The 23,207-nt window shown below is 69.7% G+C and carries 22 protein-coding genes; 18 read left to right on the top strand and 4 right to left on the bottom strand.

Features of this window, described 5'->3' with window-relative positions; translation table 11 throughout:
* Window positions 1-126: 126 nt before the first annotated feature.
* The 12 genes from IT184_09040 to IT184_08985 all read left to right on the top strand — a co-directional run bounded on the left by IT184_09040 (window position 127) and on the right by IT184_08985 (window position 12,389).
* Window positions 127-2,433 (top strand): TonB-dependent receptor, encoded by a 2,307-nt coding sequence (locus tag IT184_09040; protein MCC7008947.1) that lies wholly within the window; start codon window positions 127-129, stop codon window positions 2,431-2,433.
* Window positions 2,434-2,565: 132 nt separating this feature from the next.
* Window positions 2,566-2,919 (top strand): NADH-quinone oxidoreductase subunit A, encoded by a 354-nt coding sequence (locus IT184_09035; protein MCC7008946.1) that lies wholly within the window; start codon window positions 2,566-2,568, stop codon window positions 2,917-2,919.
* A 116-nt stretch (window positions 2,920-3,035) separates the two neighbouring features.
* The gene (locus IT184_09030) at window positions 3,036-3,545 is read left to right on the top strand and encodes an NADH-quinone oxidoreductase subunit B (protein MCC7008945.1); all 510 of its coding nucleotides are present in this window, start codon (window positions 3,036-3,038) and stop codon (window positions 3,543-3,545) included.
* Window position 3,546: 1 nt separating this feature from the next.
* The gene (locus IT184_09025; protein MCC7008944.1) at window positions 3,547-4,011 is read left to right on the top strand and encodes an NADH-quinone oxidoreductase subunit C; all 465 of its coding nucleotides are present in this window, start codon (window positions 3,547-3,549) and stop codon (window positions 4,009-4,011) included.
* 98 nt (window positions 4,012-4,109) lie between these two features.
* Window positions 4,110-5,210: an NADH-quinone oxidoreductase subunit D gene (locus IT184_09020; GenBank protein ID MCC7008943.1), complete on the top strand. Its 1,101-nt coding sequence runs from the start codon at window positions 4,110-4,112 to the stop codon at window positions 5,208-5,210.
* Window positions 5,210-6,211 carry an NADH-quinone oxidoreductase subunit NuoH gene (gene nuoH, locus IT184_09015; GenBank protein MCC7008942.1) on the top strand — a complete coding sequence of 334 codons (1,002 nt, stop codon included), beginning with the start codon at window positions 5,210-5,212 and terminating at the stop codon, window positions 6,209-6,211. Before IT184_09020 ends, nuoH begins: the two co-directional genes overlap by 1 nt.
* The gene (locus IT184_09010; GenBank protein ID MCC7008941.1) at window positions 6,208-6,762 is read left to right on the top strand and encodes an NADH-quinone oxidoreductase subunit I; all 555 of its coding nucleotides are present in this window, start codon (window positions 6,208-6,210) and stop codon (window positions 6,760-6,762) included. Before nuoH ends, IT184_09010 begins: the two co-directional genes overlap by 4 nt.
* Entirely contained in the window at window positions 6,759-7,253 is a 495-nt protein-coding gene (locus IT184_09005; protein MCC7008940.1) for an NADH-quinone oxidoreductase subunit J, read from the top strand. Before IT184_09010 ends, IT184_09005 begins: the two co-directional genes overlap by 4 nt.
* Complete coding sequence (nuoK, locus tag IT184_09000) at window positions 7,254-7,553, top strand: NADH-quinone oxidoreductase subunit NuoK (GenBank protein ID MCC7008939.1); 300 nt, start codon at window positions 7,254-7,256, stop codon at window positions 7,551-7,553.
* On the top strand, window positions 7,550-9,430 hold the full coding sequence (nuoL, locus tag IT184_08995) for an NADH-quinone oxidoreductase subunit L (protein MCC7008938.1): 1,881 nt from the start codon (window positions 7,550-7,552) through the stop codon (window positions 9,428-9,430). The genes nuoK and nuoL overlap by 4 nt, the downstream gene beginning before the upstream one ends.
* Entirely contained in the window at window positions 9,427-10,965 is a 1,539-nt protein-coding gene (locus IT184_08990) for an NADH-quinone oxidoreductase subunit M (GenBank protein ID MCC7008937.1), read from the top strand. The genes nuoL and IT184_08990 overlap by 4 nt, the downstream gene beginning before the upstream one ends.
* Complete coding sequence (locus tag IT184_08985; protein ID MCC7008936.1) at window positions 10,962-12,389, top strand: NADH-quinone oxidoreductase subunit N; 1,428 nt, start codon at window positions 10,962-10,964, stop codon at window positions 12,387-12,389. Before IT184_08990 ends, IT184_08985 begins: the two co-directional genes overlap by 4 nt.
* Before the next feature lie 27 nt (window positions 12,390-12,416).
* Here the strand turns inward: IT184_08985 and IT184_08980 are convergent, their stop codons facing one another.
* Complete coding sequence (locus tag IT184_08980; GenBank protein MCC7008935.1) at window positions 12,417-12,923, bottom strand: hypothetical protein; 507 nt, start codon at window positions 12,921-12,923, stop codon at window positions 12,417-12,419.
* Between the two features lie 20 nt (window positions 12,924-12,943).
* Window positions 12,944-14,404 carry a glycosyltransferase family 39 protein gene (locus IT184_08975; GenBank protein ID MCC7008934.1) on the bottom strand — a complete coding sequence of 487 codons (1,461 nt, stop codon included), beginning with the start codon at window positions 14,402-14,404 and terminating at the stop codon, window positions 12,944-12,946.
* Between IT184_08975 and IT184_08970 the strand changes: the two genes are divergently transcribed.
* From IT184_08970 to IT184_08950, 5 genes are read left to right on the top strand one after another with little or no spacing between them, the layout of a single operon-like run.
* A complete protein-coding gene (locus IT184_08970) occupies window positions 14,355-15,863 on the top strand; it encodes an FAD-binding protein (GenBank protein MCC7008933.1) in 1,509 nt (502 codons plus the stop codon). The two genes, IT184_08975 and IT184_08970, sit on opposite strands and share 50 nt — an antisense overlap.
* On the top strand, window positions 15,863-17,143 hold the full coding sequence (locus IT184_08965; GenBank protein ID MCC7008932.1) for an FAD-binding oxidoreductase: 1,281 nt from the start codon (window positions 15,863-15,865) through the stop codon (window positions 17,141-17,143). The genes IT184_08970 and IT184_08965 overlap by 1 nt, the downstream gene beginning before the upstream one ends.
* Window positions 17,143-18,486, top strand: coding sequence for a 4Fe-4S dicluster domain-containing protein (locus tag IT184_08960; GenBank protein MCC7008931.1), 1,344 nt, complete (start codon window positions 17,143-17,145; stop codon window positions 18,484-18,486). The genes IT184_08965 and IT184_08960 overlap by 1 nt, the downstream gene beginning before the upstream one ends.
* A gap of 13 nt (window positions 18,487-18,499) precedes the next feature.
* Window positions 18,500-18,895 carry an aspartate 1-decarboxylase gene (locus IT184_08955; GenBank protein ID MCC7008930.1) on the top strand — a complete coding sequence of 132 codons (396 nt, stop codon included), beginning with the start codon at window positions 18,500-18,502 and terminating at the stop codon, window positions 18,893-18,895.
* Window positions 18,896-18,908: 13 nt separating this feature from the next.
* A complete protein-coding gene (locus tag IT184_08950; GenBank protein ID MCC7008929.1) occupies window positions 18,909-20,690 on the top strand; it encodes a VWA domain-containing protein in 1,782 nt (593 codons plus the stop codon).
* Window positions 20,691-20,793: 103 nt separating this feature from the next.
* Here the strand turns inward: IT184_08950 and IT184_08945 are convergent, their stop codons facing one another.
* Together IT184_08945 and IT184_08940 are read right to left on the bottom strand one after the other, a co-directional pair.
* A complete protein-coding gene (locus IT184_08945; GenBank protein ID MCC7008928.1) occupies window positions 20,794-21,669 on the bottom strand; it encodes a Ku protein in 876 nt (291 codons plus the stop codon).
* A 34-nt stretch (window positions 21,670-21,703) separates the two neighbouring features.
* Window positions 21,704-22,792, bottom strand: coding sequence for a PHP domain-containing protein (locus IT184_08940; protein ID MCC7008927.1), 1,089 nt, complete (start codon window positions 22,790-22,792; stop codon window positions 21,704-21,706).
* Between the two features lie 106 nt (window positions 22,793-22,898).
* Here IT184_08940 and IT184_08935 point away from each other — a divergent pair, with 106 nt between their 5' ends.
* Window positions 22,899-23,084 carry a hypothetical protein gene (locus IT184_08935; protein ID MCC7008926.1) on the top strand — a complete coding sequence of 62 codons (186 nt, stop codon included), beginning with the start codon at window positions 22,899-22,901 and terminating at the stop codon, window positions 23,082-23,084.
* Window positions 23,085-23,207: the final 123 nt, after the last annotated feature.

Raw genomic sequence — 23,207 nt, 5'->3', positions numbered from 1 at the left:
AAACCCCGCAGTCCGCGCTGCAGGCGTGCTGCCGGCGCAAGGCGCGCGCGGTTGCGGCGAGGTGCGCTTCTTGCACCCCGACAGGCGATCGAGTCCCCACCTCTGGCTCGTTCACGGAGGCTCGTCATGAGGATTCGCGCCGGTGCCGTTCTCTTGATGTGCTGCCTTGCGATCGCGGGCCCGGCGCTGTCGCAGCCGCGTCAGGCCGAGCTTGCCGGCACGATCAGGGACGACAGCGGTGGGGCAGTCGTTGGCGCCGTCGTCACCGTCCGGTCGGTCGCTTCCGGCGTGGCGGCGACGGCCGTCACGGACGGTCGAGGGGCGTACCGCGTGCCTGCGCTCGTGGCGGGCGACTACGTGGTGGAGGCTAGCCGCCCCGGCTTTCGCAGCGAGCCGATGCGGATCTCGATCGGTGCCGCCGAGTCACGCACGCTCGACCTCACCGTTGCGGTCGCGTCGGTCGCCGAAACCGTGACGGTCACGCGCGCCGATCAGGAGTTGGCGGTCGTCCCTCAGGCGATCGACGTCGTGACCGAGGTCGACGTGCAGCCGGGGCAGCGTCGCGTATCGCTCAGCGAAAGCCTGCGTGGCATCCCTGGCGTGTTCGCTCACGACCGCGGCAACTACAGCGAGTCGTTCGGCGTCAGGCTGTCGCTGCGCGCACCGGTGCGCGGCGTCGGGATTGGCGTGCGTGGCGTCCAGATGGTGCAGGACGGTGTGCCGCTCACATTGGCGGACGGAACGACGCAACCGACGAACATCGACCTGGGATCTGCGGGCCGCATCGAAGTCATCCGCGGTCCGAGCGCCGTGCTCTACGGCAACTCGGCGGGCGGCGTCGTGACGCTGTCGAGCGAGATCCCACCGGCCCGCGCGCTCCTCGTGCAGCCCGATCTCCAGTTCGGCAGCGAGGGCTATCAGCGGCAGCAGGTGAAGCTGGCCGGCACGTCGGGCCGGGTAGGCTATCTCGTGAACGCGAGCCGCATGGAGACCGATGGCTTCCGGCAGCACAGCCATGCCGAGTCCCGCCAGGCGAACGTCGTCGTCCGCGCGGCGATGTCCGCGTCGACCGACGTGCGAGGCGTGTTCAACCTCTTCGACATGCCGTTTGCCGAGAGCCCCAGCACCGTCGGTCTCGAGGACGCGCGCCTTCGGCCGCGAGCCGTCCGGCAGATCGCGATCGACCAGGGGTTCGGCGAAGCGTCCACACAAGGGCAGGGCGGCCTGACGATGGAACATCGCTTTGCCGCGGGAGGTGTGCTGCGCGCGACCGGTTGGGGCATGTGGCGAGACGTCTGGAATCCGATCCCCGGTCGCGTGGTCGATCTCTGGCGGACTGGCGGAGGATTCCGTACGGAGCTCGGCGGATCGACCACGCGCACCGCCGTGCCGATCACGTGGATCGCCGGGATCGACACGTCGCTCCAGCGCGACGACTCGCTCGAGCTCGCCAACGAGGGCGTCGCCGGCGGCGGCCGCACGCGCACCGGCGACCTGCTCGTCGATCAGCTCGAGCGCGTGCGATCGCTCGCGCCGTTCGGGCAAGTCACGCTGGCGCCGCACGCCCGTTGGACGATCACGGCGGGTCTCCGCTACGACAACTACCGGTTCGAGGCGGACGATCATCTGTTGGCGAACGGCGACCAGTCGGGCGGCCGCACGCTCGACGCGTTCAGCCCGACCGTGGGCGTCACCTACGCGGCGATGTCGGGGCTCAACGTCTACGGCAACGCCGCGACCGCCTACGAAACGCCGACGACGCAGGAGCTGTCGAACCGGCCGACGGGGGAGGGCGGCTTCAACACGGAGCTGGAGCCTGAGGATCTCGTCTCCTACGAGGGCGGCGTGCGCGGGTTCGTTCCGCGCTGGCGGTTGCGGTTCGACGTGGCCGGTTACGTCTCGACGCTGAAGAACGCGCTCGTGCAGTACCAGCGCGAAGACGAGCAGGACTTCTACCGGAACGCCGGCGAGTCGTCGCGCAAGGGCGTCGAGCTCGTGCTGGAGTGGCGGCCGGCGCCGCGGCTGGCGGCGCGAATCGCCTACACGTATCAACGGTTCCGGTTCGTGCGGTTCGCGACCGACGCCGGCGACTACTCGGGTCACCGCGAGCCCGGCGCGCCGCCGCAGCAGCTCTTCGGCAGCCTCTCCTACGAAGCCGCGTGGGGGCTGCGCGCCACCGCGGACGCACGGTGGGTGGACGCGTATCCGGCGAACAACGCGAACACGTTCTCGAACTGGGCATTCACGGTCGTGGACGTGCGGCTCGCCTGGACGCGCGGGATCGGCTGGCTCGGCGCGCGGCCCTTCCTTGGGATCGACAACCTTTTCGACGAGCGGTACAACGGGTCGATCGTGCCGAATGCCTTCGGCGATCGATTTTACGAACCGTCGGCGGGTCGAGCGCTGTACGGCGGCCTCACGTTCGGCAGATGAAAGCGCGCAGCGCAGACACCGGCCGCGTGACGGCTTGCGGTTCGCGGCGTCGGACGAGGCTCGGGACCCGAGACTGAGGACCGCCGTGCTGTATACTCGGCCCGGCCGCGCGGTCGGGGGGCCCACACAGCGATGAGCGGATACCTTGGCGTGTTGATCTTCCTCGCCCTGATCGTCGCCTTCGCCGTGGTGTCGCTGGCCGCGGCGTGGCTCCTGCGCCCGTCCCGCCCCTATCCCGCCAAGTTGGACACCTACGAGTGCGGCGCCGAGCCGATCGGCGAGGCGTGGGTGCAGTTTCCCGTCGGGTTCTACCTCGTGGCGCTCGTCTTCCTCCTGTTCGACGCGCTCGCGGTGTTCCTCTTTCCCTGGGCGCTTTCGCTCGGCGGTCTCGGCGTGTGGGGGCTGCTGGTGATGCTCGCGTTCCTCGCGGTGCTGTCGTTGGGATGGCTGTACGCGCGTCGTGAGGGGGTGCTCGATTGGAAGTGAAGGCGCCGGTCGTGCCGGCTCCGGTCTGGCGCGACCTGAAAGACCTGCAGGAATGGGAAACCCATCATCGCCGGCGGCCGGACTCGGGTGACAGGCATTCGCGGACGTTCGAGGCGCTGACCGAGGGCATCCACGCGTTTCCCGGCGGGTTCCTCGTCACGACGGTCGCGGACGGCTTCCTGAACTGGGCGCGCAAGTCGTCGGTGTGGCCGCTGACGTTCGGCCTGGCGTGCTGCGCGATCGAGATGATGGCGACGTTCGCGTCGCGCTTCGACGTCGAGCGGCTCGGCATGGTGCCGTGGGCTTCGCCGCGTCACGCGGACCTGATGATCGTGTCCGGGACCGTCACGATCAAGATGGCGCCGATGCTCACGCGCATCTACGACCAGATGCCGGATCCGAAATGGGCGCTGTCGATGGGCTCCTGCGCCAACTCCGGCGGGCCCTTTCGCCACGGCTACCACGTCGTCAAGGGCGTCGATCGGATCATCCCGGTCGACGTGTACGTGCCGGGCTGTCCGCCGCCGCCCGAATCGCTGCTGAACGGGTTGCTGCTGCTCCAGGATCAGATCGGGCACTTCCGCCGCACCGGGCAGCGGCCGCCGCCCGGCCCCAAGGTGGATTGACGTGACGCTCGATCAGGCGCCGGCGCTCATCCAGCAGCACGTCGGCGTGTCGCCCACCGTCGCCGCGGCGACGCCGGCCACGCTCGAGGTCGACGTGCCGGTCGAGCGGTGGGCCGCGTTCGGCGAGTTCGCCCGCCACACGCTCGGGTGTGCCTTCTTCTCGTTCCTCTCGGCCGTCGACTGGAAGGATGGCGGGCTGGAGGTCGTCGCCCGCGTGGAATCGTGCGACGCCGGCTTCGCGGTGATGATGCGCACGCGCGTCGGGCCGGCGGCCGAGGCCGTCTGTCCATCGATCGTGCCGGTCTACCGCGGCGCCGACTGGATGGAGCGGGAGTGCTTCGACCTGTTCGGGATCCGTTTCGACGGTCATCCCGATCTCCGGCGGATCCTGCTGCCGGACGACTGGGTCGGGCATCCTCTCTTGAAGAGCTACGCGGTGGACACGCCGCATCCGCCGTATCGCTGACCATGGCCCTCCACGAGCCTTCCCAGTTGCTGCCCGACGCGTCCGTGGCCGACCGCGTCGTCCGGGTGCTCGACTACACGGGGAGCGAGCGGCTCACGATGAACATGGGCCCGCAGCACCCGTCGGCGCACGGCGTGTTCCGCGCGGTGCTCACGCTCGAAGGCGAGACCGTCGTGGCCGTCGAGTCGGTGCTCGGTTACCTGCACCGCTGCCACGAGAAGCTCGCCGAGACGCTGACCTACGCGCAGTACCCCACCATCGCGTCGAAGACGGACTACGTCGCGGCGATGACGAGCGAGCTGGCGTACGTGATGGCGGCCGAGCGCATCGGCGCGATCGACGTGCCGAAGCGGGCGCAGTACCTCCGGGTTCTCGTGGCCGAGCTGCAGCGGATCGCCTCGCACTGCCTGTGGCTGGGCACGTGGTGCATGGACATGGGCGGCGCGCTCGGCGGCGGCGCGACGATCTTCCTGTACTGCATCCGCGAGCGCGAGCTCGTGCTGGACCTGTTCGAGTCGCTGGTCGGGGCCCGCCTGCTGTACGGCTTCCATCAGGTCGGCGGCGTCCGGTACGACGTGCCCGCCGGCTGGACGAATCAGTGCCGCGAGACGATGGACGTGATCGAGGCGCGCGTGGCCGAGTACGAGGCGATGCTCGGCGAGAACCCGTTCTTCCGCATGCGCACGGAGGGCGTGGGCGTGATCTCGCGCGAGGTGGCCGGGACGGTGGGCGTGAGCGGGCCGCTGCTGCGCGGCTCGGGCGTCGCGTTCGACATCCGCCGCGCCGCGCCCTACTCCTCGTACGAGGACTTCGCCTTCACGGTGCCGGTCGAGACGGCCGGCGACTGCTTCGCGCGCTACCGCGTGCGCATGGTCGAGTTTCGCGAGTCGATCCGCATCGTCCGGCAGGTTCTCGACGGCCTGCCCGAGGGGCCGATCTCGTCGCGGCCCGGCTTGAAGTCGGTCGCGCAGGTTCGCATCCCGAAGGGCGACGCGTACGCGCGGGCCGAAGGGCCGCGCGGTGAGGTCGGGTGCTACCTCATCGGCGACGGTGGGCCGAAGCCGTACCGGATGAAGTGGCGTGGCGCGTCGTTCTCCAACCTCTCGGTCCTGCCGCACATCATCCCGGGGCACAAGGTGGCCGACGTCGTCGCGATCATCGGCTCGGTGGACCCGGTCTTCGGCGAGGTGGACCGCTGATGGCCGAGATGCCCGCGACGCTGATGGCCCTGCCGCCGGCGGCCGTGGCGTTCATCGCCGGCTTCATCGTGCTGAACGCGCTCATCGCGGTCGTGACGTACGTGACGCTCCTCGAGCGGAAGTTCGCGGCGCGGATGCAGTCGCGCGTCGGCCCGTATCGCGTCGGCCCGCACGGCCTGCTGCAGCCGATCGCCGACGCGCTCAAGCTGATGATGAAGGAGGACGTCGTGCCGCGCGCGGCGGATCGCCGCGTGTTCAACCTGGCGCCGATCGTCTTCCTCGTGCCCTGCATGCTCATCTTCGCGTCGATCCCGTTCGCGCCCGGCCTCGGCGTCGCGGACCTGAACATCGGCGTGCTGTTCTTCCTCGCGGTTTCGTCGATGGAGATCGTCGGGCTGTTCATGGCCGGCTGGGGCTCGAACAACAAGTACGCGCTGCTCTCGGCCATGCGCGCCGTGAATCAGATCATCTCCTACGACCTGCCGCTCATCTTCGCCGCGCTCGTGCCGGTGCTGCTCGCCGGGTCGCTGCGCATGTCCGACATCGCGGCCGCGCAGGCCGGGCTCTGGTTCGTGTTCGTGCCCGTGCTCGGACAGCTCGCCTTCGCGGCATTCGTGATCGCCGCCGTGGCCGGCGAGAACCGCGTGCCGTTCGACATCCTCGAGGCCGAGTCGGAGCTGGTCGCCGGCTTCCGCATCGAGTACTCCGGGATGAAGTTCGCGCTCATCCAGCTCGGCGAGTACTCGCACGTGCTGGGCACGTCGTTTCTCGGCGCGCTGCTGTTCTTCGGCGCCTGGGCGGGCCCTGGCCCGGCATGGCTCGGGCCCGCGTGGTTCCTGCTGAAGGCGCTGCTCCTCTTCCTGCTGCTCACCTGGATTCGCTGGAGCTTCATCCGGATCCGCGTCGATCAGATCCTCGCCGTGTCGTGGAAGCTGCTCTTGCCCGGCACGCTGCTGCTGCTCGTTGCGACGGCGACCTACGTGGTCGGGAGGGGACGATGACCCGCACCCCGGCGGTGCGTGGGGCGGACCAGACGCCGGTGTCGGTGCTGCTCGCCGTGCTGCGCGCGATGCGAGTCACGCTCGTGAACCTGTTCCGCGCGCCGGTCACCGTGCACTACCCGGATCGGCCGCGACCCTACCCCGACCGGTACCGCGGGCTGCTCGCGCTCGTCTACGAACCGGACACCGGCGAGGAGGCCTGCATCGGCTGCCGCCTCTGCGAGTACGTCTGTCCGCCGGCGGTCATCAAGGTCGAGATGCTCAAGGGCGAGAAGCGGAACTACGCGAAGACCTTCACGCTCGAGCTGTACGCCTGCGAGTTCTGCGAGCTGTGCGTTCAGGTCTGCCCGACCGATGCGATCGTCATGACCCGATCGTTCGACCTGGCGACGGCCGACCGCCGGGAGCTCCTGCTCGACAAGGACCGGCTGCACGCGCTCGGCAGGCAGTTCCTGCCGTCGTGGGCGACCGGCAACCGGCTGCGCGACATGCAGGCGCCGCCGAAGAAAGAGAAAGGCGAAAGCGCGCCGAAACACGGAGGCGGCGCGTGATCGGATCGCCGGTCGTGTTCGGCGGCCTTGCCGTGGTGCTGGTGGGTTCGGCGCTGGCGGTCGTGTTGTCGAAGAACCTGTTCCATTCCGTGCTGTGGCTGGCGCTCGCCCTCACCGGTACGGCCGGGATCTTCCTGTCGCTCGACGCGGAGTTTCTCGCCGCCGTGCAACTGCTCTTGTACGCCGGCGGCGTCGTCACCGTCGTCGTCTTCGCCATCGTCGTCACCGAGCGGCTCGTGGGGGAGCGCCTGTCGCAGACCAACCGGCGCATCGGTCTCGGCGCGGTGGCTTCCGTCGCGCTCGGCCTGCTGATCGTGAACGTGGTCGCGCGGAGCGCGTTCGGCGGCGCGTCGCCGGCGCTGACCGGCGACGTCACGCGCGAGCTTGGCGATGCGGTGTTGACGCGCTTCGCGCTCGCGTTCGAGCTGCTCGGCGTGCTGCTGCTCGTGTCGCTCGTCGGGGCGATCTACTTCGCGCGTCCGGAGGACTGAGTGGCGCTCTCGGCGTATCTCGTGCTGGCGGCCGTCGTGTTCGCCATCGGGCTCTTCGGCGTCATCACCCGGCGGAACACGGTCGGCATGCTGCTCGGCATCGAGCTGATGCTCAACGCGGTGAACATCAACTTCGTGGCGTTCGGGCGGTTCCACGGCGACACCGACGGCATGGTCTTCACGCTGTTCGCCATCTCCGTGACCGTGGCCGAGGTGGCGCTCGGCCTGGCGATCGTCATCCTGCTGTTCCGGACGCGCCGGACCGTGCTGGCCGACCACATCGACCTGCTCAAGGGATGATGGGCGACCCGGCGACCCCCGCGCTGATCGCGCTGCTGCTGCCCGCGGCGGCGTTCCTCGTGCTCGCGATCCTCGCGCCGTTCAGACGGCTCGGCCGCCCCGCGGGCCTGTTCTCGGCGCTCTGCGCCCTGGGCGCGCTCGCCGCGGCGCTGTCCGCTGTCCGCCTCGCCGGAGACGCGGACGACGCCCGGCGGCTGGCGGTGGACTGGCTGCCGTCGTCGCACGGCGCGATCGCGACGGTGGGCGTGCTCGTCGACGGCCAGTCCTCGATCATGCTCGTGCTCGTCGCGCTCGTCGCGACGCTCGTGCAGGTCTACTCGCTCGGCTATCTCGATCACGAACCGCCGGCTTCGCTCGGCCGCTACTACGCCTATCAGTCGCTGTTCGCGTTCTCGATGATGGGCCTCGTGCTGGCGCCGAACCTCCTGCAGATGTTCCTTTGTTGGGAGCTCGTCGGCCTCTGTTCGTACCTGCTGATCGGCTACTGGTATCAGAAGCCGGAGGCCGCGCGTGCGGCGGTGAAGGCGTTCTGGATCACCAAGGCCGGCGACGTCGGCCTGCTGATCGGTCTCGTCCTCCTGTGGAAGCACGCCGGCACGTACGATCTCGGCGAGTTGCAGCGCCTGGCTGGAGCCGGGCTCGTCCCGCTCGCAGGCTTGTCGGCAATCACGTTCTGTCTGTACCTCGGCGCGGCGGGCAAGTCGGCTCAGTTCCCGTTCCACATCTGGCTGCCGGATGCGATGGAAGGGCCCACGCCGGTCTCCGCGTTGATCCACGCGGCGACGATGGTGACGGCGGGCGTGTACCTGCTGGTCCGCACGGCCTGGCTGTTCGCGCTCACGCCGGAGATTCTGCATCTCGTCGGCTGGATCGGCGCCGGAACGGCGCTCGTCGCCGCCATCCTCGCCTGCGCGCAGGACGACATCAAGCGCGTGCTCGCGTACTCCACCGTCTCGCAGCTCGGCTTCATGATGACGGCCATCGGCGCCGGCGCCGCCGACGCCGGCTTCTTCCACCTGCTGACGCACGGCGTCTTCAAGGCGCTCCTGTTCCTGGCGGCCGGCGCCGTGATCCACGCCGTCGGGACCAATGACATCCGGCAGATGGGCGGCCTTGGCCGCCGCATGCCACAGACGACGGCCGTCTTCCTGATCGGCACGTTGTCGCTGGCCGGCGTGCCGTTCTTCGGCGGGTTCCTGTCCAAGGAAGAGATTCTCGGCGGCGTGTGGGCTGGCGGGTTGCCGGGGCCGTTCGCGTTGCTGGCCATCGCGGCGTTCCTCACGGCCTTCTACATGTTCCGTGTCGTGTTTCTCACGTTCTTCGGCGGCGCGCCCGTGGTTGCCGCCGTGGACAACGGCGCCGATGCGCACGGCGCGTCTCATGGCGCGCACGACGCGCCGGCTGTCATGGGCGGACCTCTCTGGGTTCTCGCGCTGCTCTCGCTGGCGATCGGCCTGTTCTTCACGTGGCACCACGCGCCGATCGAAGAGCAGCCGGCGCCGGCGTGGCTCACGCCGCTGGCGATCGGCCTCGCCCTGGGCGGCATCGGGCTGGCATGGTCGACCTATCAGCGTCGTCTCGTCCAGCCTCGGGCCCTTGCCCTCGCGATGGGACCGCTGCGGACGGCCGCCCTCCATCGCTTCTGGATCGACGACATGGCGATCGCGTTCTACTCGCGCGTGTTGCTCGGTGGCTCGCGTGTCGTTGGCTGGATCGATCGGTATCTCGTGGACGGGCTGCTCAACGTGGTGAGCGCCTGGGTGCTCGTGGCCGGCGACCGCTTGCGCCGCGTGCAGACCGGACGGGTGCAGGACTACGTGTACGCCGTCGCCTTCGGCGTGCTCGCCGTCATCGTCTGGCTCGGGTGGGCGCGATGAGCGGGCTGCCGGTGCTGTCGATCATCACGTGGGCGCCGTTCGTGAGCGCGCTCGTCATCATGTTCGCCGCGCGCCATCGGCCGCAGCTCGTGCGCTGGACGTCGGTCGCCGGTACCGGCGTGTCGCTCGTCCTGTCGCTCTGGTTGTACGCCGCCTACGACCGGACGGTGGCGGGCTTCCAGTTCCGCGAGGTGTTTCCACTCGTTCCGACGCTCGGCATCTCGTATGAACTGGCGGTGGACGGCATGAGCCTGCTGCTCGTGCTGCTCACGGCCATCATCATGTTCGCCGGCGCGTTCGCCTCGTGGACGATCAAGGCGCGCGGCCAGGAGTTCTACGCGCTGCTGCTCGTGCTCGTCACGGGCGTCTTCGGCGTGTTCGTGTCGCTCGATCTCTTTCTGTTCTTCCTGTTCTACGAGATCGCCGTGCTCCCGATGTACCTGCTGATCGGGATCTGGGGATCGAGCGGCCACGTCAGGCCGCAGGGGCTCTTCGGCTGGGCGTTCGGACGTACCGGCGTCGGCACGAAGGAGTACGCCGCGATGAAGCTGACCCTGTACCTGCTCTTCGGGTCTGCCTTCATCCTGGTCGGGATCCTGGCGCTCTTCGTGGCGAACGGATCGACGACGTTCTCGTTCGGTGCGCTCCGGATGGTTCGGTTCGATCCGGCGCTCCAGTCGTGGGTGTTCCTGGCGTTCTACGTCGGCTTCGGCATCCTGGCCGGCATCTGGCCGCTCCACACGTGGTCGCCCGATGGCCACGCCTCGGCGCCGACCGCGGTGTCGATGCTGCACGCCGGCGTCCTCATGAAGCTCGGCGCGTACGGCGTCGTCCGGCTCGGTATGGGCCTGCTGCCGGAGGGCACCGTGGACTGGGCGTGGCTCGTCGGCACCATCGCCTGCGTCAACATCGTCTACGGCGCGCTCAGCGCGATGGCCCAGACGGACTTGAAGTACGTCATCGCCTATTCGTCCGTCTCGCACATGGGCGTCGTCATGCTCGGGGCGGCGACGCTCACCGAGTCGGGGCTGAACGGATCCGTGTTCCAGATGTTCGCCCACGGCGTCATGACGGCCCTCTTCTTCGCGCTGGTCGGGCTCGTCTACGAGAAGGCGCACTCGCGCGAGATTCTGAAGATGGGCGGGTTCGCGACGATGATGCCGGGGATCGCGACGGCGTTCACGATCGGCGGCCTGTCGTCGCTCGGGCTGCCGGCGACTGCGGGGTTCGTGGCGGAGTTCCTGACGTTCCTCGGCAGTTGGCAGTCGGCTCACGGCTGGTGGCTCTTTCCCGCCGTCGCGGGAGCGTTCCTCACGTCGGTGTACGTGCTGCGCGTGACCAAACGCATCTTCTGGGGACCGAAGAGCGCCGACCCGCACTTCCAGCACCTGCCGGATGCGCAGGGCACCGAGTGGGTCGCGCTCGGGATCCTCGTCGTCGTCATCGTGGTGTTCGGCGTCGTGCCCAGCCTCGCGATCGACCCGATCGACACGGCGACGGTCCCGCTGCTTCGCGGTCTGGGAGGCGCTCCGTGACCGCGGCATCGGCATGGCTCGCGCCGCTCTGGCTCGAGATCGGGGTCCTCGCGCTGGCGCTGCTCGCGTTGATTCTGGGCATCGCGGGAGTACGGGCCGGCCGCGCCGTGGCAGGGATCACGGTGGCGGGCCTGGCGGCGCTGCTCGTCGGCTCGTGCTGGATCGAGCCGGGCCAGACCGCGTTCGGCGGCGCGTTCGTGGTGGACGCGCTCGCGCTGTTCATCAAGCGCCTCTTCCTGGCGTCGTCGGCCGTCAGCGTGCTCGCGTCGATGGCCTTCGACCGCGGGCCCTTCGTGCGCCGCGCGCCTGAGTACCATTTCGCGCTGCTGGCGTCACTTCTCGGCATGCTCGTCCTCGCGTCGTCACGCGAGCTGATCCTGTTGTTCGTCTCGTTCGAGCTGATGTCGATTCCGCTGTACTTCCTGACGGGCTTCCGGAAGCGGGAGGACGTCGCAGCAGAGGCGGCGTTGAAGTTCTTCGTCGTCGGTACCGTGTCGTCGGCGATCGTGCTGTACGGCTTCTCGTTCGTGTACGGCGTCACCGGGACGACGGCGGTCGACGCCATCCCGCGTGCGCTCGAGGACGGCAGCCCGCTGATGCGCCTCGGCATGGCGCTCGTCTTGGCCGGCCTCGGGTTCAAGATCGCGACGGTGCCGTTCCACATGTGGGTGCCGGACGCCTACGAGGCCGGCGCGCCGCCGTTCGTGGCCTGGCTGTCGGTCGCGCCGAAGGCGGCGGGGTTCGTCGTCATCCTGCGGCTGTACGTCGAAGGGGTCGGATCCGCGGTGTTGGTGTGGCTGCCCGTCGTGGCCGCGCTGGCGGGCGTGACCATCGTGGCCGGCAATTTGATGGCGATTCCCCAGCAGAACATCAAGCGCCTGCTCGCGTACTCGGGCATCGCCCACATCGGCTACATGCTGATCGGCCTTGCCGCGATGTCGAGCGCCGGCGTCGCGACGGTGCTCTTCTATCTCGTCGCGTACCTGTTCGGAAACATGGGCGCGTTCTTCGTCGTGCAGGCCGTCGGAACGGCCGAGCAGTCCGATCATCTCGACGCGTACCGCGGCCTGGCCCAGCGGTCGCCGGTGCTCGCGCTGGCCATGCTCCTGTTCCTGCTCTCGCTCGGCGGGATCCCCTTCGTCGCGGGCTTCTGGGCGAAGCTCTACGTGTTCTGGGCCGCCGTCGATCGCGGGATGTACGGGCTGGTCTTCCTCGGCGCGCTCCTCACCGTCGTCGCGCTCTACTACTACCTCGTGGTCGCGAGCCGGATGTACATCGACGAGCCGGTCCGACCCGAGCCCATTGCAGTACCGCGCGCGCTCGGCGTGGCGATCGCCATCTGTTCGTTCGGCGTCGTCGCCGTCGGGATCTATCCGGGCCCCTGGATCGCCGAGCTCGCCCACATCGCGCAGACGTTGTTCTGACGCGGCGGGGTGTCGGGCCGGCGCCCTTCAGATCGCGGCCGCGAGGCGATACGCGGCCATCAGCACCGCTGCGCCGAGCAGGTGGAACGCGGTCAAACGCGCGACGCGCTGGAACCGGGCGCGCATGGCCTGCATCTCCGCGATCTGTGCCGGTGATGGCGGCTGATCGGAGGCGGCGGCCTGCGCGGCCATCCGGCCGAGCCGCTGCGCCAACGGCTTCTGCACGAACATGCCGATCGCCAACCCTCCGAGCCCGAGGATCGCGCCGAGCGTGATGACGATGCCGGCGGGGGAGGCGAGCCACGCGGTGCTGAACCGCAGCATGTAGAGTCGGGCGCCGGTGAGGACGGCGACGATGCCGAGCGCGGTCATCAACGCCGGATACTTCCGTCGCGCCACGCCGGCCATGACGGCACCGGCCGCCGGGCCGGCCTCGATCAGCGCGGGAACGATGAAGAGCCCCGTCGAAACCGCTCCACCGGCCCAGAGGATGCCGGCCGCGACGTGCAGGAAGATCAGGATTGGATATTCCATCCGATGACTATAGACAAAGATCACCGGGGAGCGGCAGTGCCAAGTCGCGCGCCGGACGCTTCGAACCGCCACAGTTCCACGTGCTCGGCGACGGTATGCGCCGCTGGACGCATGACGCGCGAGAGCTCCTCGACGATGACGTCGCGCCGTGGCGTGCCTTGGAGGACGACGAACCAGAGGCGCTGATGGCCGGCGACGCGCGCGACGATCTCCGGAACGTCGCGCGGATCGGCGAGGACGATGTGGATGTCGGGAATCAGCGGCTCGCGCGTGAGATCGTCGCGGCGATGATAGTAGTCGTACGGCACCTGGTTGTACCACGGGTAGAACACCACGAGATCGCCGGGCCGTGCGTCGGCCTCCAGCCGTGCGACTGCACGGCGCCAGCCGTCCTTCTGCGGCGTGCCGTAGTACGAGCGATACACGGGCAGGAGCGGCAGCACGAGCGCGCCGATGAGCACGACGCGCCAGGCGCGCCGGCGAGCCGCGATGACGCCCGCGGCCACCAGCATCGCGAACGGCACCGACGCGGCGATCGTGTACTTCGGGAGGAAGATCGGTGCGCTGAGCCGTGAGAGCACGAACGGGACGATCGTCGGCATGCCGATCCAGGCGAGCAGGATCCAGGGGAGCAGTGCACGGTCTGGCTGGGGCCGGCGGGCCAGCGACCAGACGCCGGCGGCGCACAGCCCCGCCGAGATCACGAGCAGCAGGCTGGACCCGGCGTACGCGCGAAACGGCTCGGCGATCGCGAGCCAGCCCGGCCGATCGATCCAGAACGCCGACTGCACGCGGCCGGCCTGGTCGATCAGCGTCGGCAGCCACGGCGCGTACAGGAGCGCCGCGCCGGCAGCGGCGGTGAGCCAGGGCCGCCACGCGCGATCGAAGCGCGCACGGTCGGCGAGGCGCCCGCCGGCCAGCACGACGAGCTGGGCCGCCGCGACGAACGCGCCGTACGCGTGCGTGTAGAGCATGAGCGCCGTGGACACCGCGTACACGACTCGAGTGCGGCGGCGCGGCGCCGCGATCAGCGACAGCAGCGCTCCCATCGACACGGTGCTCAGCAGCCCCAGCAGGGCGTACATCCGGGTTTCCTGCGCGTACTCCACGCGGAACGGAGATAGCGCCAGCAACAGGGCTGCGAGCGCGCCGGTGTCGCGGCCGAGCAGGCGCGACGCGACGCGCCAGGCCGCGACGATGGCGGCGACGTCGAGGAGGAGGGAGAGCGAACGGACCGCGACCTCGGACGTGCCGGCGACGCCGACCCAGGCGTGCAAGAGCAGGTAGTAGAGCGGTGGATGGATGTCGATCCATCGTTCGGCAAGGATGGCCGACACGGGCCGCGACGCGAGCCGAACCGAATAGGCCTCGTCGAACCAGAGGCTCTCGGTGCCGAGGTGCGCGGCGCGCAGCGCGACGGCGGCCGTCAGGATGCCGGCCGCGCGGGCCCACGATATACTCCCTGAAGTTCGCGGACTCACGGGTACCACTCTGGACTCACGTCAGATTGCGGAGCTCGAGCGCCTGTGCGCGCCGGGGTCGGTGCTGTCGACGCCGCCCGCCCTGCTCGCCTACGAGTGCGATGCGCTCGAACACCTTCGCGCCTCGCCCGCGGCCGTCGTGCTGCCGTCGAGCGCCGCAGAGGTCCAGGCCGTCGTCCGATTCTGTCATCGCGAAGGGCTGCCGTTCGTCGCACGCGGCCACGGCACCGGGCTGTCGGGTGGCGCGCTGCCGGTGCCGGGCGGTGTGGTCATCGGCCTCAGCCGCTTGAACCGCGTGCTCGACATCGACATCCCGAACCGGCGCGTGACCGTCGAGCCTGGCGTGACCAATCTGTCGATCTCGAAGCACGTCGCGCCCTACGGCTACTACTACGCGCCGGACCCGTCGAGCCAGCAGGTGTGCTCGATCGGCGGGAACATCGCGGAGAACTCGGGTGGCGCGCACTGCCTCAAGTATGGCTTCACCGTGCACCACGTGCTCGCGCTCGAGCTCGTGCTGCCGGACGGCGAGCTGGTCACGATCGGCGATCGCCGGCTCGACGCGCCTGGTCCGGATCTGCTCGGGCTCGTCGTCGGCTCCGAAGGGACGCTCGGCATCGCGACGAAAGCCGTGGTGCGGATCGTGCGGAAGCCCGAGGCGGTGCAGACGTTCCTCGCGGCGTTCGACACGATCGAAGCGGGCGGGCAGGCGGTGTCCGAGATCATCGCGGCCGGCATCGTGCCGGGCGCGATCGAGATGATGGACGCGCTGGCCATCGAGGCGGCCGAAGCGGCCGTCCATCCGAACTTTCCAAAAGCCAACACGGTGCTGATCGTCGAGCTCGACGGCCCAGCCCCGGAAGTACGGGCGCTCTCCGACGTCGTGCTGGGCATCTTCCGATCGCTCGGGGCGAGCGCCGTCGAGGTGGCGGAGCACGAAGCGCAGCGCGCCCGCATCTGGAAGGGCCGCAAGGCGGCGTTCGCCGCGATGGGCCGCATCTCGCCGAACTACTACGTGCAGGACGGGGTCGTGCCCCGGACGAAGCTCCCGCACGTGCTCGGCCGGATCCGCGACCTGGAGGTGCGCTCCGGCCTGAGGATCGGCAACGTCTTCCATGCGGGCGACGGCAACCTGCACCCGCTCATCTGCTACGACGAGCGCATTCCGGGCCAGTCGCAGCGCGCTGCCGAGGTCGCCGCGGAGATCCTCGGCTACTGCGTCGAAGCCGGCGGGTCGATCACCGGCGAACACGGCGTCGGGTGCGACAAGCGTGACTCGATGCCGAAGATGTTCAGTGCGATCGATCTCGCGGTGATGCGCGACGTGCGGCGCGCGCTCGACCCGACGGACATCTGCAATCCTGGCAAGGTCCTGCCGACGCCGAGGCTGTGCGGCGAAGTGCCGGGCCCCTACAAGCAGCACCCGGTCGAAGCCGCCGGCCTGGCGGAGCGCTTCTGATGCGCTCCGCGGCCGCGTCCGTGATCGATCTCGCGCAGATCGTCGGGCCGGCGTGCGTGCGCGATCCGGCGCCGGCGGATCTGGTGGACGGCATCCGGCCGTCGGTCGTCGTCGAGCCGGCCACCGCCGAAGCGGTCGGCGAGGTGCTCTCGTGGTGCGCGCGCGAACGGCGATCCGTCCTGGCCCGCGGCGGCGGCACGAAGTTGTCCTGGGGCCGGCCGCCCGAGCGCGTGGACGTCCTGCTCTCCACGCGCGCGCTCAACAGGCTCACGAGGTACGAACCGGGCGATCTGACGGTCGCGGTCGAAGCGGGGATGCGGATCGCCGATCTCAACTCCGAGCTGGCGCGCCATCGTCAGTGGCTGCCGCTCGACGCCCGCGGCGAGGCCGCGACGATCGGCGGCGTCGTGGCGACGAACGAGAGCGGGCCACTCCGGCATCGCTACGGGGCGCCGCGCGACGTCCTCATCGGCATCCGGATCGCAACTGCCGACGGCCGCATCGCGTCGGCTGGCGGCAGCGTCGTGAAGAACGTCGCCGGGTACGACCTCGGCCGGCTCGTCGCCGGATCCTTCGGCAGCCTCGCCGTCATCGTCGGCGCCGCCTTCAAGCTGTCGCCGGTGCCGGCGGCAGCGACCACGCTGCTGTTGACGTTTGGGACGCGCGAGTCGATCGCGGCCGCAGCCGCCGAGCTTGCCGCGAGCCAGCTCGATCCCGTCGCGCTCGACGTCGAGACGCGAGTGAGGGCGGGCCACGCGACGCATCGGCTGATCGTGCGCATGGCCGGCATGGCGGTGCCCGTCGACGCGCAGATCGCTTCCGCCGTGCGGCTGGCCGACGCGTGGGCGCCCGTGGACGCGCGCCAGCTCAGCGGCGACGACGACGATCGATGGTGGCGAGAGCACGCGGAGCAGGTGTGGCGCGATGACGGGACCGTCGTGAAGCTGAGCTGGATGCCGAACGATCTGGCGGCGGTCCTGGCGCTGCTCGAGGAGTTGGCCGGCCAGCGATTCGACGATGTGCATTTGACCGGACGTGCGGCGCTTGGAGTGGGCCTTTTGCGGCTGGCCGGCGAGGGGGCCAGCATTCCAAGTGCGATCGCCATGCTGCGCGAACGCCGCGCGGTCGTCGGCAACGTCGTGCTCGTGCACGCGTCCGCCGAAGTACGGCGTGCCGTGGACGTCTGGGGTCTCTCGGACGGCACCGCGGCGGTGAGCCGGCTGTTGAAGCAGTCGCTCGATCCCGCCGGCGTGCTGAATGCCGGGCGAGGGCCCATCTGATGGCAACGACGACCGCGCCGGTCGGGCGGCCGGCATTTCACGGCGTCGACACGCCTCCGCGCGAGCTGCTCGACACGTGCGTGCACTGCGGGTTCTGCCTGCCGACCTGTCCGACCTACGTCTTGTGGGGCGAGGAGATGGACTCGCCGCGAGGACGCGTCTACCTGATGCGGAGCGCGCTCGACGGGCGCGCGACGCTGTCGAACACGATGGTCGGACACTTCGACGCGTGTCTCGGGTGTCTATCGTGCGTCACCGCCTGCCCGTCGGGCGTGCAGTACGGCCCGCTCATCGAACGCACGCGCGCCCAGATCGAGCGGCACTACGAGCGCGGCACGGCAGATCGGTTGTTTCGAGGCGCGCTGTTCCGCACGCTGCCGTATCCCGGCGTGATGCGCCTGCTGCTCGCGCCGCTCGTTGTGGCTGGTGGCCTCGTGCGGGCGATCGGCCAGATCCGGTGGCTGCCGGCACGTGTGTCGGCGATCCTGCGGCTGGCCCCGAGCGTCACGTGGAGCGGCATCACGGGCGCGATCCCGGAACGCACGGCCGCCGCGGGGAGCCCGAGGCTCACGGTCGGGTTGCTCACCGGGTGCGTGCAGCGTGTCGTGTTTCCGCAGGTCCATCGCGCGACGCTCGACGTCCTCTCCGCCGAGGGGTGCACCGTTCTCGCGCCAGCGGGGCAGGGATGCTGTGGTGCGCTCTCGCGCCACGCGGGACGGCTCGAGGAGGCGCGCGCGTTCGCCCGCCGCACCATCGAGACGTTCGAGCAAGCCGGCGTCGACCGCATCGTCGTCAACGCGGCCGGCTGCGGGTCGTCGATGAAGGAGTACGGCGAGCTGTTCGAGGGTGATGCGACGTGGACCGTGCGCGCGCGTGCCTTCGCGGCGAAGGTGCGCGACGTCTCCGAGCTCGTTGGGGAGCTGGGGCCGCCGCGCGCCGCGCGCCATCCGATCGCCGCGAGGGTCGCGTATCACGACGCCTGCCACCTCGCGCACGCGCAGGGGATCCGGGCCGAGCCGCGGGATCTGCTGCGGTCGATTCCCGGCATCGAGCTGCTCGAGCTGCCGGAACCCGAGATCTGCTGTGGCAGCGCCGGCATCTACAATCTCGTCCAGCCGCGGGCGGCCGAGGACCTCGGACGCCGGAAGGGCCAGCAGATCCAGACGCTGGCGCCGGACGCCGTGGCGACGGCGAATCCCGGCTGCACGATGCAGATCGGCGGCGCCTGCGCGAGCCTGGGCGCGAAGGTCCCCGTGCTGCATCCGATCGAGATCCTCGCGGCGTCGATACGAGGCGATCGGCTCGACGCGTCATCGCCGGGTGGCGTCGCGCGCGTCCCGTAGGACAATGGCTGGTATGAAGCTGCGGGTCATCTGCGAGTCCAAGATCCATCACGCGATCGTCACGGCCGCGGACCTGGACTACGTGGGGAGCATCGGCATCGACGCCACGCTCATGGACCTGACCGGCATCGTGCGCGGCGAGCAGGTGGCCGTCTGGAACGTCAACAACGGCCGGCGGATCGAGACGTACGCGATCCCGCTCGCCGCCGGCTCCGGCGCCGTCATCGTCAACGGTGCGGCCGCGCACCATTTCAGTCCCGGCGACCGGATCATCGTCGCCGCGTTCTGTTTGACCGATGAGCCGGTCGACCCGCAGATGATCGTCGTGAACGATCAGAACCGCTTCGTGCGCTACCTCGAGGGTACCGCGGCGGCCGAGGATCTGATCGAGGTGCCCTCGCCGCGGTAGGGAAGGGATGCCGATGCCGCGCCGTTCGACGTCGTGGGCCGCGATCGGGCTGGCGGCCGCGGGCGCCACGATCGCTCTGGCGCAGGGCGAGCAGCGTCCTCCGGTGTTCCGGAGCGGCGTCGAGCTGATCGAGCTCGGCATCGCCGTGGTGGACCGCAATCGGCAGCCGGTCCGTGGCCTGTCGGCCGATGACTTCACGCTTCTCGAGGACGGGACGCCCCAGCGCATCGTGCAGTTCTCGGAAGTCGAGGTCCCGGCGCGCGATGGGCCGATCGTGATGGCGGACGAGATCGCGGCGCCCGATCTGAGCGCGCCGCAGTTCGCCGACCGCCGCCTCGTCGCGATCGTGTTGGACGACTTCGGGCTGCCGTTCGGCAACGCGAGCACGCCGGCCGGCAATTCGATCTACATCCCCGAGGCCAAGAAGGTCGCCCGGCAGATCGTGCAGTCGCTCGGTCCGAAGGACTTCGGCGCGGTCGTGCTGACGCGGGACCTGCGAGGCTACCCCGATTTCACGAACATGTCGTCGAAGCTGACGGCCGCCATCGAGCAGTTCCGTCCTCCCGGGGAAGCCGAGGCGATGGCGCTGATGCAGACGGCGCGCGGCCGCGTCGGCATGATCGCAACGCTGCGACAGGTGATCGGCTACATGGACCAAATGCCGCAGCAGAAGAAGGTGGTGGTGTACGTGGGCCTGCCGCCGGAGGTGGACTTCGCGCGGCGCTGGCTCTCCTCGACGGCCGATCGGCTCGAAGATCTCATCCGCGCGGCGCAGGCGGCGGGCATCGGCATCTTCGGCTTCGACGTCGGCGGCCCGGTCGACCGCAGCGGACAGGGCACGCTGCTGGCGCTCGCCGAGAACACGGGCGGCCGCGCGATCGGCTACGCGCAGCTCGAGAGTGGCGTGCGCCAGGTCCTTGCGGAGAACGCTTCCTACTATCTCATCGGGTTCGAGCCGGCCGCGCCGCGCGATGGCAAGCCGCACAAGCTCGACGTCAAGGTGCGCCGTGGCGGCGTCAGCCTGCGCTTCCGGCGGTCGTACGTCGCGCCCGGTCCGCCCGACATGGTCAAGGGTGAAGCGCCGGCTTTCGACGCGCCGGTCGATGCCGCCGTGACCGCCCTCGGCCGTGCGCTCGAGAGCCGGCGAACGTTCGTGAGCGCCTCGGCGCAGCGCGGCTTCGTTGCGGTCGTCGCCGAGATCTCGTCGCGGGAATACGCGGCGAAGTGGACGGCCGGCGCGGACGTGGACGTCGCGGTTACGGACAGCGCCGGCGCCCTCGTCGGCACCGCGGCCGGCCGCATCGAGAAGGGCACGAGGGCCGTGATGGTCGGCATTCCGCTGAACGATGCCGCCGGCCAGCCCCTCCCGGCGAGCCGCGGTCCGTTCCGTGCCGCCGTGAAGATCCGGGCGGAGGGCGCAGTGCTCGAGGACGCCGCCCAGGCGTCGACGGGCGGGGCGTGGCTCGGTGCCGCCCGCGTGTGGCGTGGGCAGGGATCGGCGCGCTCGCCCCTGCAACCCACCGCCGAGTACCAGTTCTCGCGGTCCGAACGGCTCTTCGTCGAATGGGCGGTCGTACAGCCTGCCGATCGCCGCACCGCGCGCCTGCTCAGACGTACCGGCGAGCCGACGCCCGTGACCTTGACCCTCACGGATGGCGTGACCGCCGGAACGCCGACGATGTCCACGACGTTTGCGTTGACCCAGTTGGCGCCGGGAGACTACGTGCTCGAGGTCGTCGCCGGCCGCGGGGACGACACCGAACGGCGTCTGCTGCCATTCCGCATCGTTCAGTAGCCGGGATCCAGAGCTGCGACGAAACGCGCGCGCACTTCGCGACATGGTCGACCGGTTGACCGCGCACGAACGCGCGACCGGATAGCCGTGCGGGCGAAAGCGCTCAACTGGCGCGCCGCGAACGCCGCTCCACGTGCTTTCCGGCCGGACGGGCCGCATGGCTCGTGGTGGCTTTCGGCCGCGCCACCGCGGGAGGCTTCTTGCCGGCGCTGACGCGCTCCAGGCTCTGCCGCAGCGCATCCATGAGGTTGACGACGCGGGCCGGCTTGGCCGGCGCTTCGGGTTCCGAAACGGCCTTCGTGCCTTTCGTCCGGAGCATTTGCTTCAGCGCGACCTCGTAGTTGTCCACGAACGTCGAGAGATCAGCGGTGGACTCGAAGCTGTCGAGAATCTGCCGCGCGAGCTTCACTTCCTCGGGCCGAGCCTTCGCTGCGGACGACAGCTCTTCGACGTCGTCCATGTCGCGAACCTCGCCGGCGGTCCGCAGGGTGTACAGGATGAGCGCGCTCTCACGCGGTGTCACGGCGACGAGGTACTCGCGGCCGTGGAGCGCGACCCGGCCGATCGCGGCGCGCCCGTCGAGCCCGGCGCGAACGACTGCGAACGCCGGCCCGGCCGCCTTGCCGTCAGGCGCCAGGTAGTACGCGCGCTCGATGAAGATCGGATCGACCGCGGCGGCATCGACGACGTGCGAGACGTCGACGAGCCCGGACGACTTGGGCCGCAGCCGCGCGATCTCCTCCTCTTCGACGATCACGTACTGGCCCTTGGACGACTCGTAGCCCTTCACGATGTCGTCCTTTCCAACCTCCTCATGGCAGTGCGGACACCATTTCTTCAACTGGATGCGGGTGTGGCACTTCCGATGGAGCTGATGGAACGAGACGTCGCTGCCGGGATTCGTCGCAGGGTAGGCACGGACGGGGATCGTGACCAGGCTGAGCTTCAGCGATCCCTTCCAGCTCGAGCGCGCTGCCATGGCGGCGTACGTCAGCAAAACGTGGGCCAGGCCCTCATCGTTCCAGCCAATCGAGGAGCCGTTCGAGCGGCCAGCAGTTGATGATGCGGTCCGCGGGAATTCCAGCGAGGCGAGCGTGCGCAAGGGCAGTGTCGGCATAGCCGAGCTGACGGCTGGAGTGGGCGTCGCTGTCGAGGGCGAACGTGCAGCCCGCCGCGAGAGCGCGGGCGGCGAGAGCGTGGTCGAGGTCCTGCCGGGCGGGATCGCCGTCGAGCTCGACGGCGACGTGGCTGCGGGCGGCCGTCTCGAACACCGCATCCCAATCGGCCGTGACGCCCGGTCGTGAGCCGGCCATCCGGCCGCGCGGGTGCGCCAGCACGTGTACCCACGGCGTGCGAACCGCGTTCACGAGCCTTTCCGTCTGGTCCGCCGGCGTTCTGAGCTTGGCGTGAGGGGCGGCCAGGACGATTTCGACGCCGTGGCAGTCCGCACGCGACACATCGAGGCTGCCGTCGAGCAGGATGTTCGCTTCCAGCCCTTTGAGGATTCGGCAGCTCAGCGCATCCTCACCGTTCAGCGCGTCGATCTCGCGATGCTGCGCCTGCAGCTCGGCGTCGGACAACCCGCCGGCGATCGGCAGGCCCTTGGAGTGATCGGTCACGGCCATGAACTCGTAGCCGCGTGCTGCGCAGGCGCCGGCGAGCGCCCGAATCGGCTCGGCGCCATCGCTCCACGTCGAGTGCATCTGAAGATCGCCACGATAGTCGGCGGTGCGCACGACACCGCGCAACGGCAGGCGAAGCACGCGCACGACTTCGGCGCGGCTGAGCACGCCACCGCGCAGCGCACGGCGGCGCTCCACGTCCGCCGTGCGGCCGCTGCTCTGGACCGCCCGCTCGACGAGCTCGGATCGTCCCGTCGCCATGACCTCGTTGATCACCCGCAACGACGCCGGGCCGACGAACGGAATGGCCTGCAGCCGCCCTTCGCGATCGATGAGGTCGGTCACCTGTGCGTCGAGTTCTTGGATGACGGCAGCGGCGCCCTTGTAGCCCCACTGCTTCGGTTTGTCCGCCTGCACCGACGCCAGGTCGCGCAGCAGACCGCTGATGAGCGCGTTGAGGTCGGGCACGCCTCTCGCCACAGACGATTGTTGCTCAGGCTGGGCGCGTCCGTGAGGCACGCGAACCAAAGCTTCGCCGCGCCGCTGGTATTGCTCTTGCCAAGGCTTGGGCCGGAGGAGCCAAGGCATGACCAACACACCGATCGATTGGGAGAGCATCAAGGGCTGGGTCGGGACCATCGTGCTGACCGCGCCGGACGAACCGGAGGCTGACGACGACGAGGACGAGGACGACGATGAGTTCGAGGATGAGGACGAAGAAGACGAGGAGGAAGGTGGCGAAGAGGAAACCGGGGGCGGTGAGGAGGACTGACGTGAAGGGCGGCACGCGGACGCGGCGCCTCGCCGCGTCCGAAGCGAGGTCAGCGCGACACGGGCTGTGCATCCATCGCGTCAGCGCTGTATCGCCTGGTGGCTCTTCTGTGGAAGCACGTTC

The organism is Acidobacteriota bacterium, assembly GCA_020853395.1.
Classification (GTDB): domain Bacteria; phylum Acidobacteriota; class Vicinamibacteria; order Vicinamibacterales; family SCN-69-37; genus JADYYY01.
This window is presented reverse-complemented; position numbering and strand designations above follow the sequence as displayed.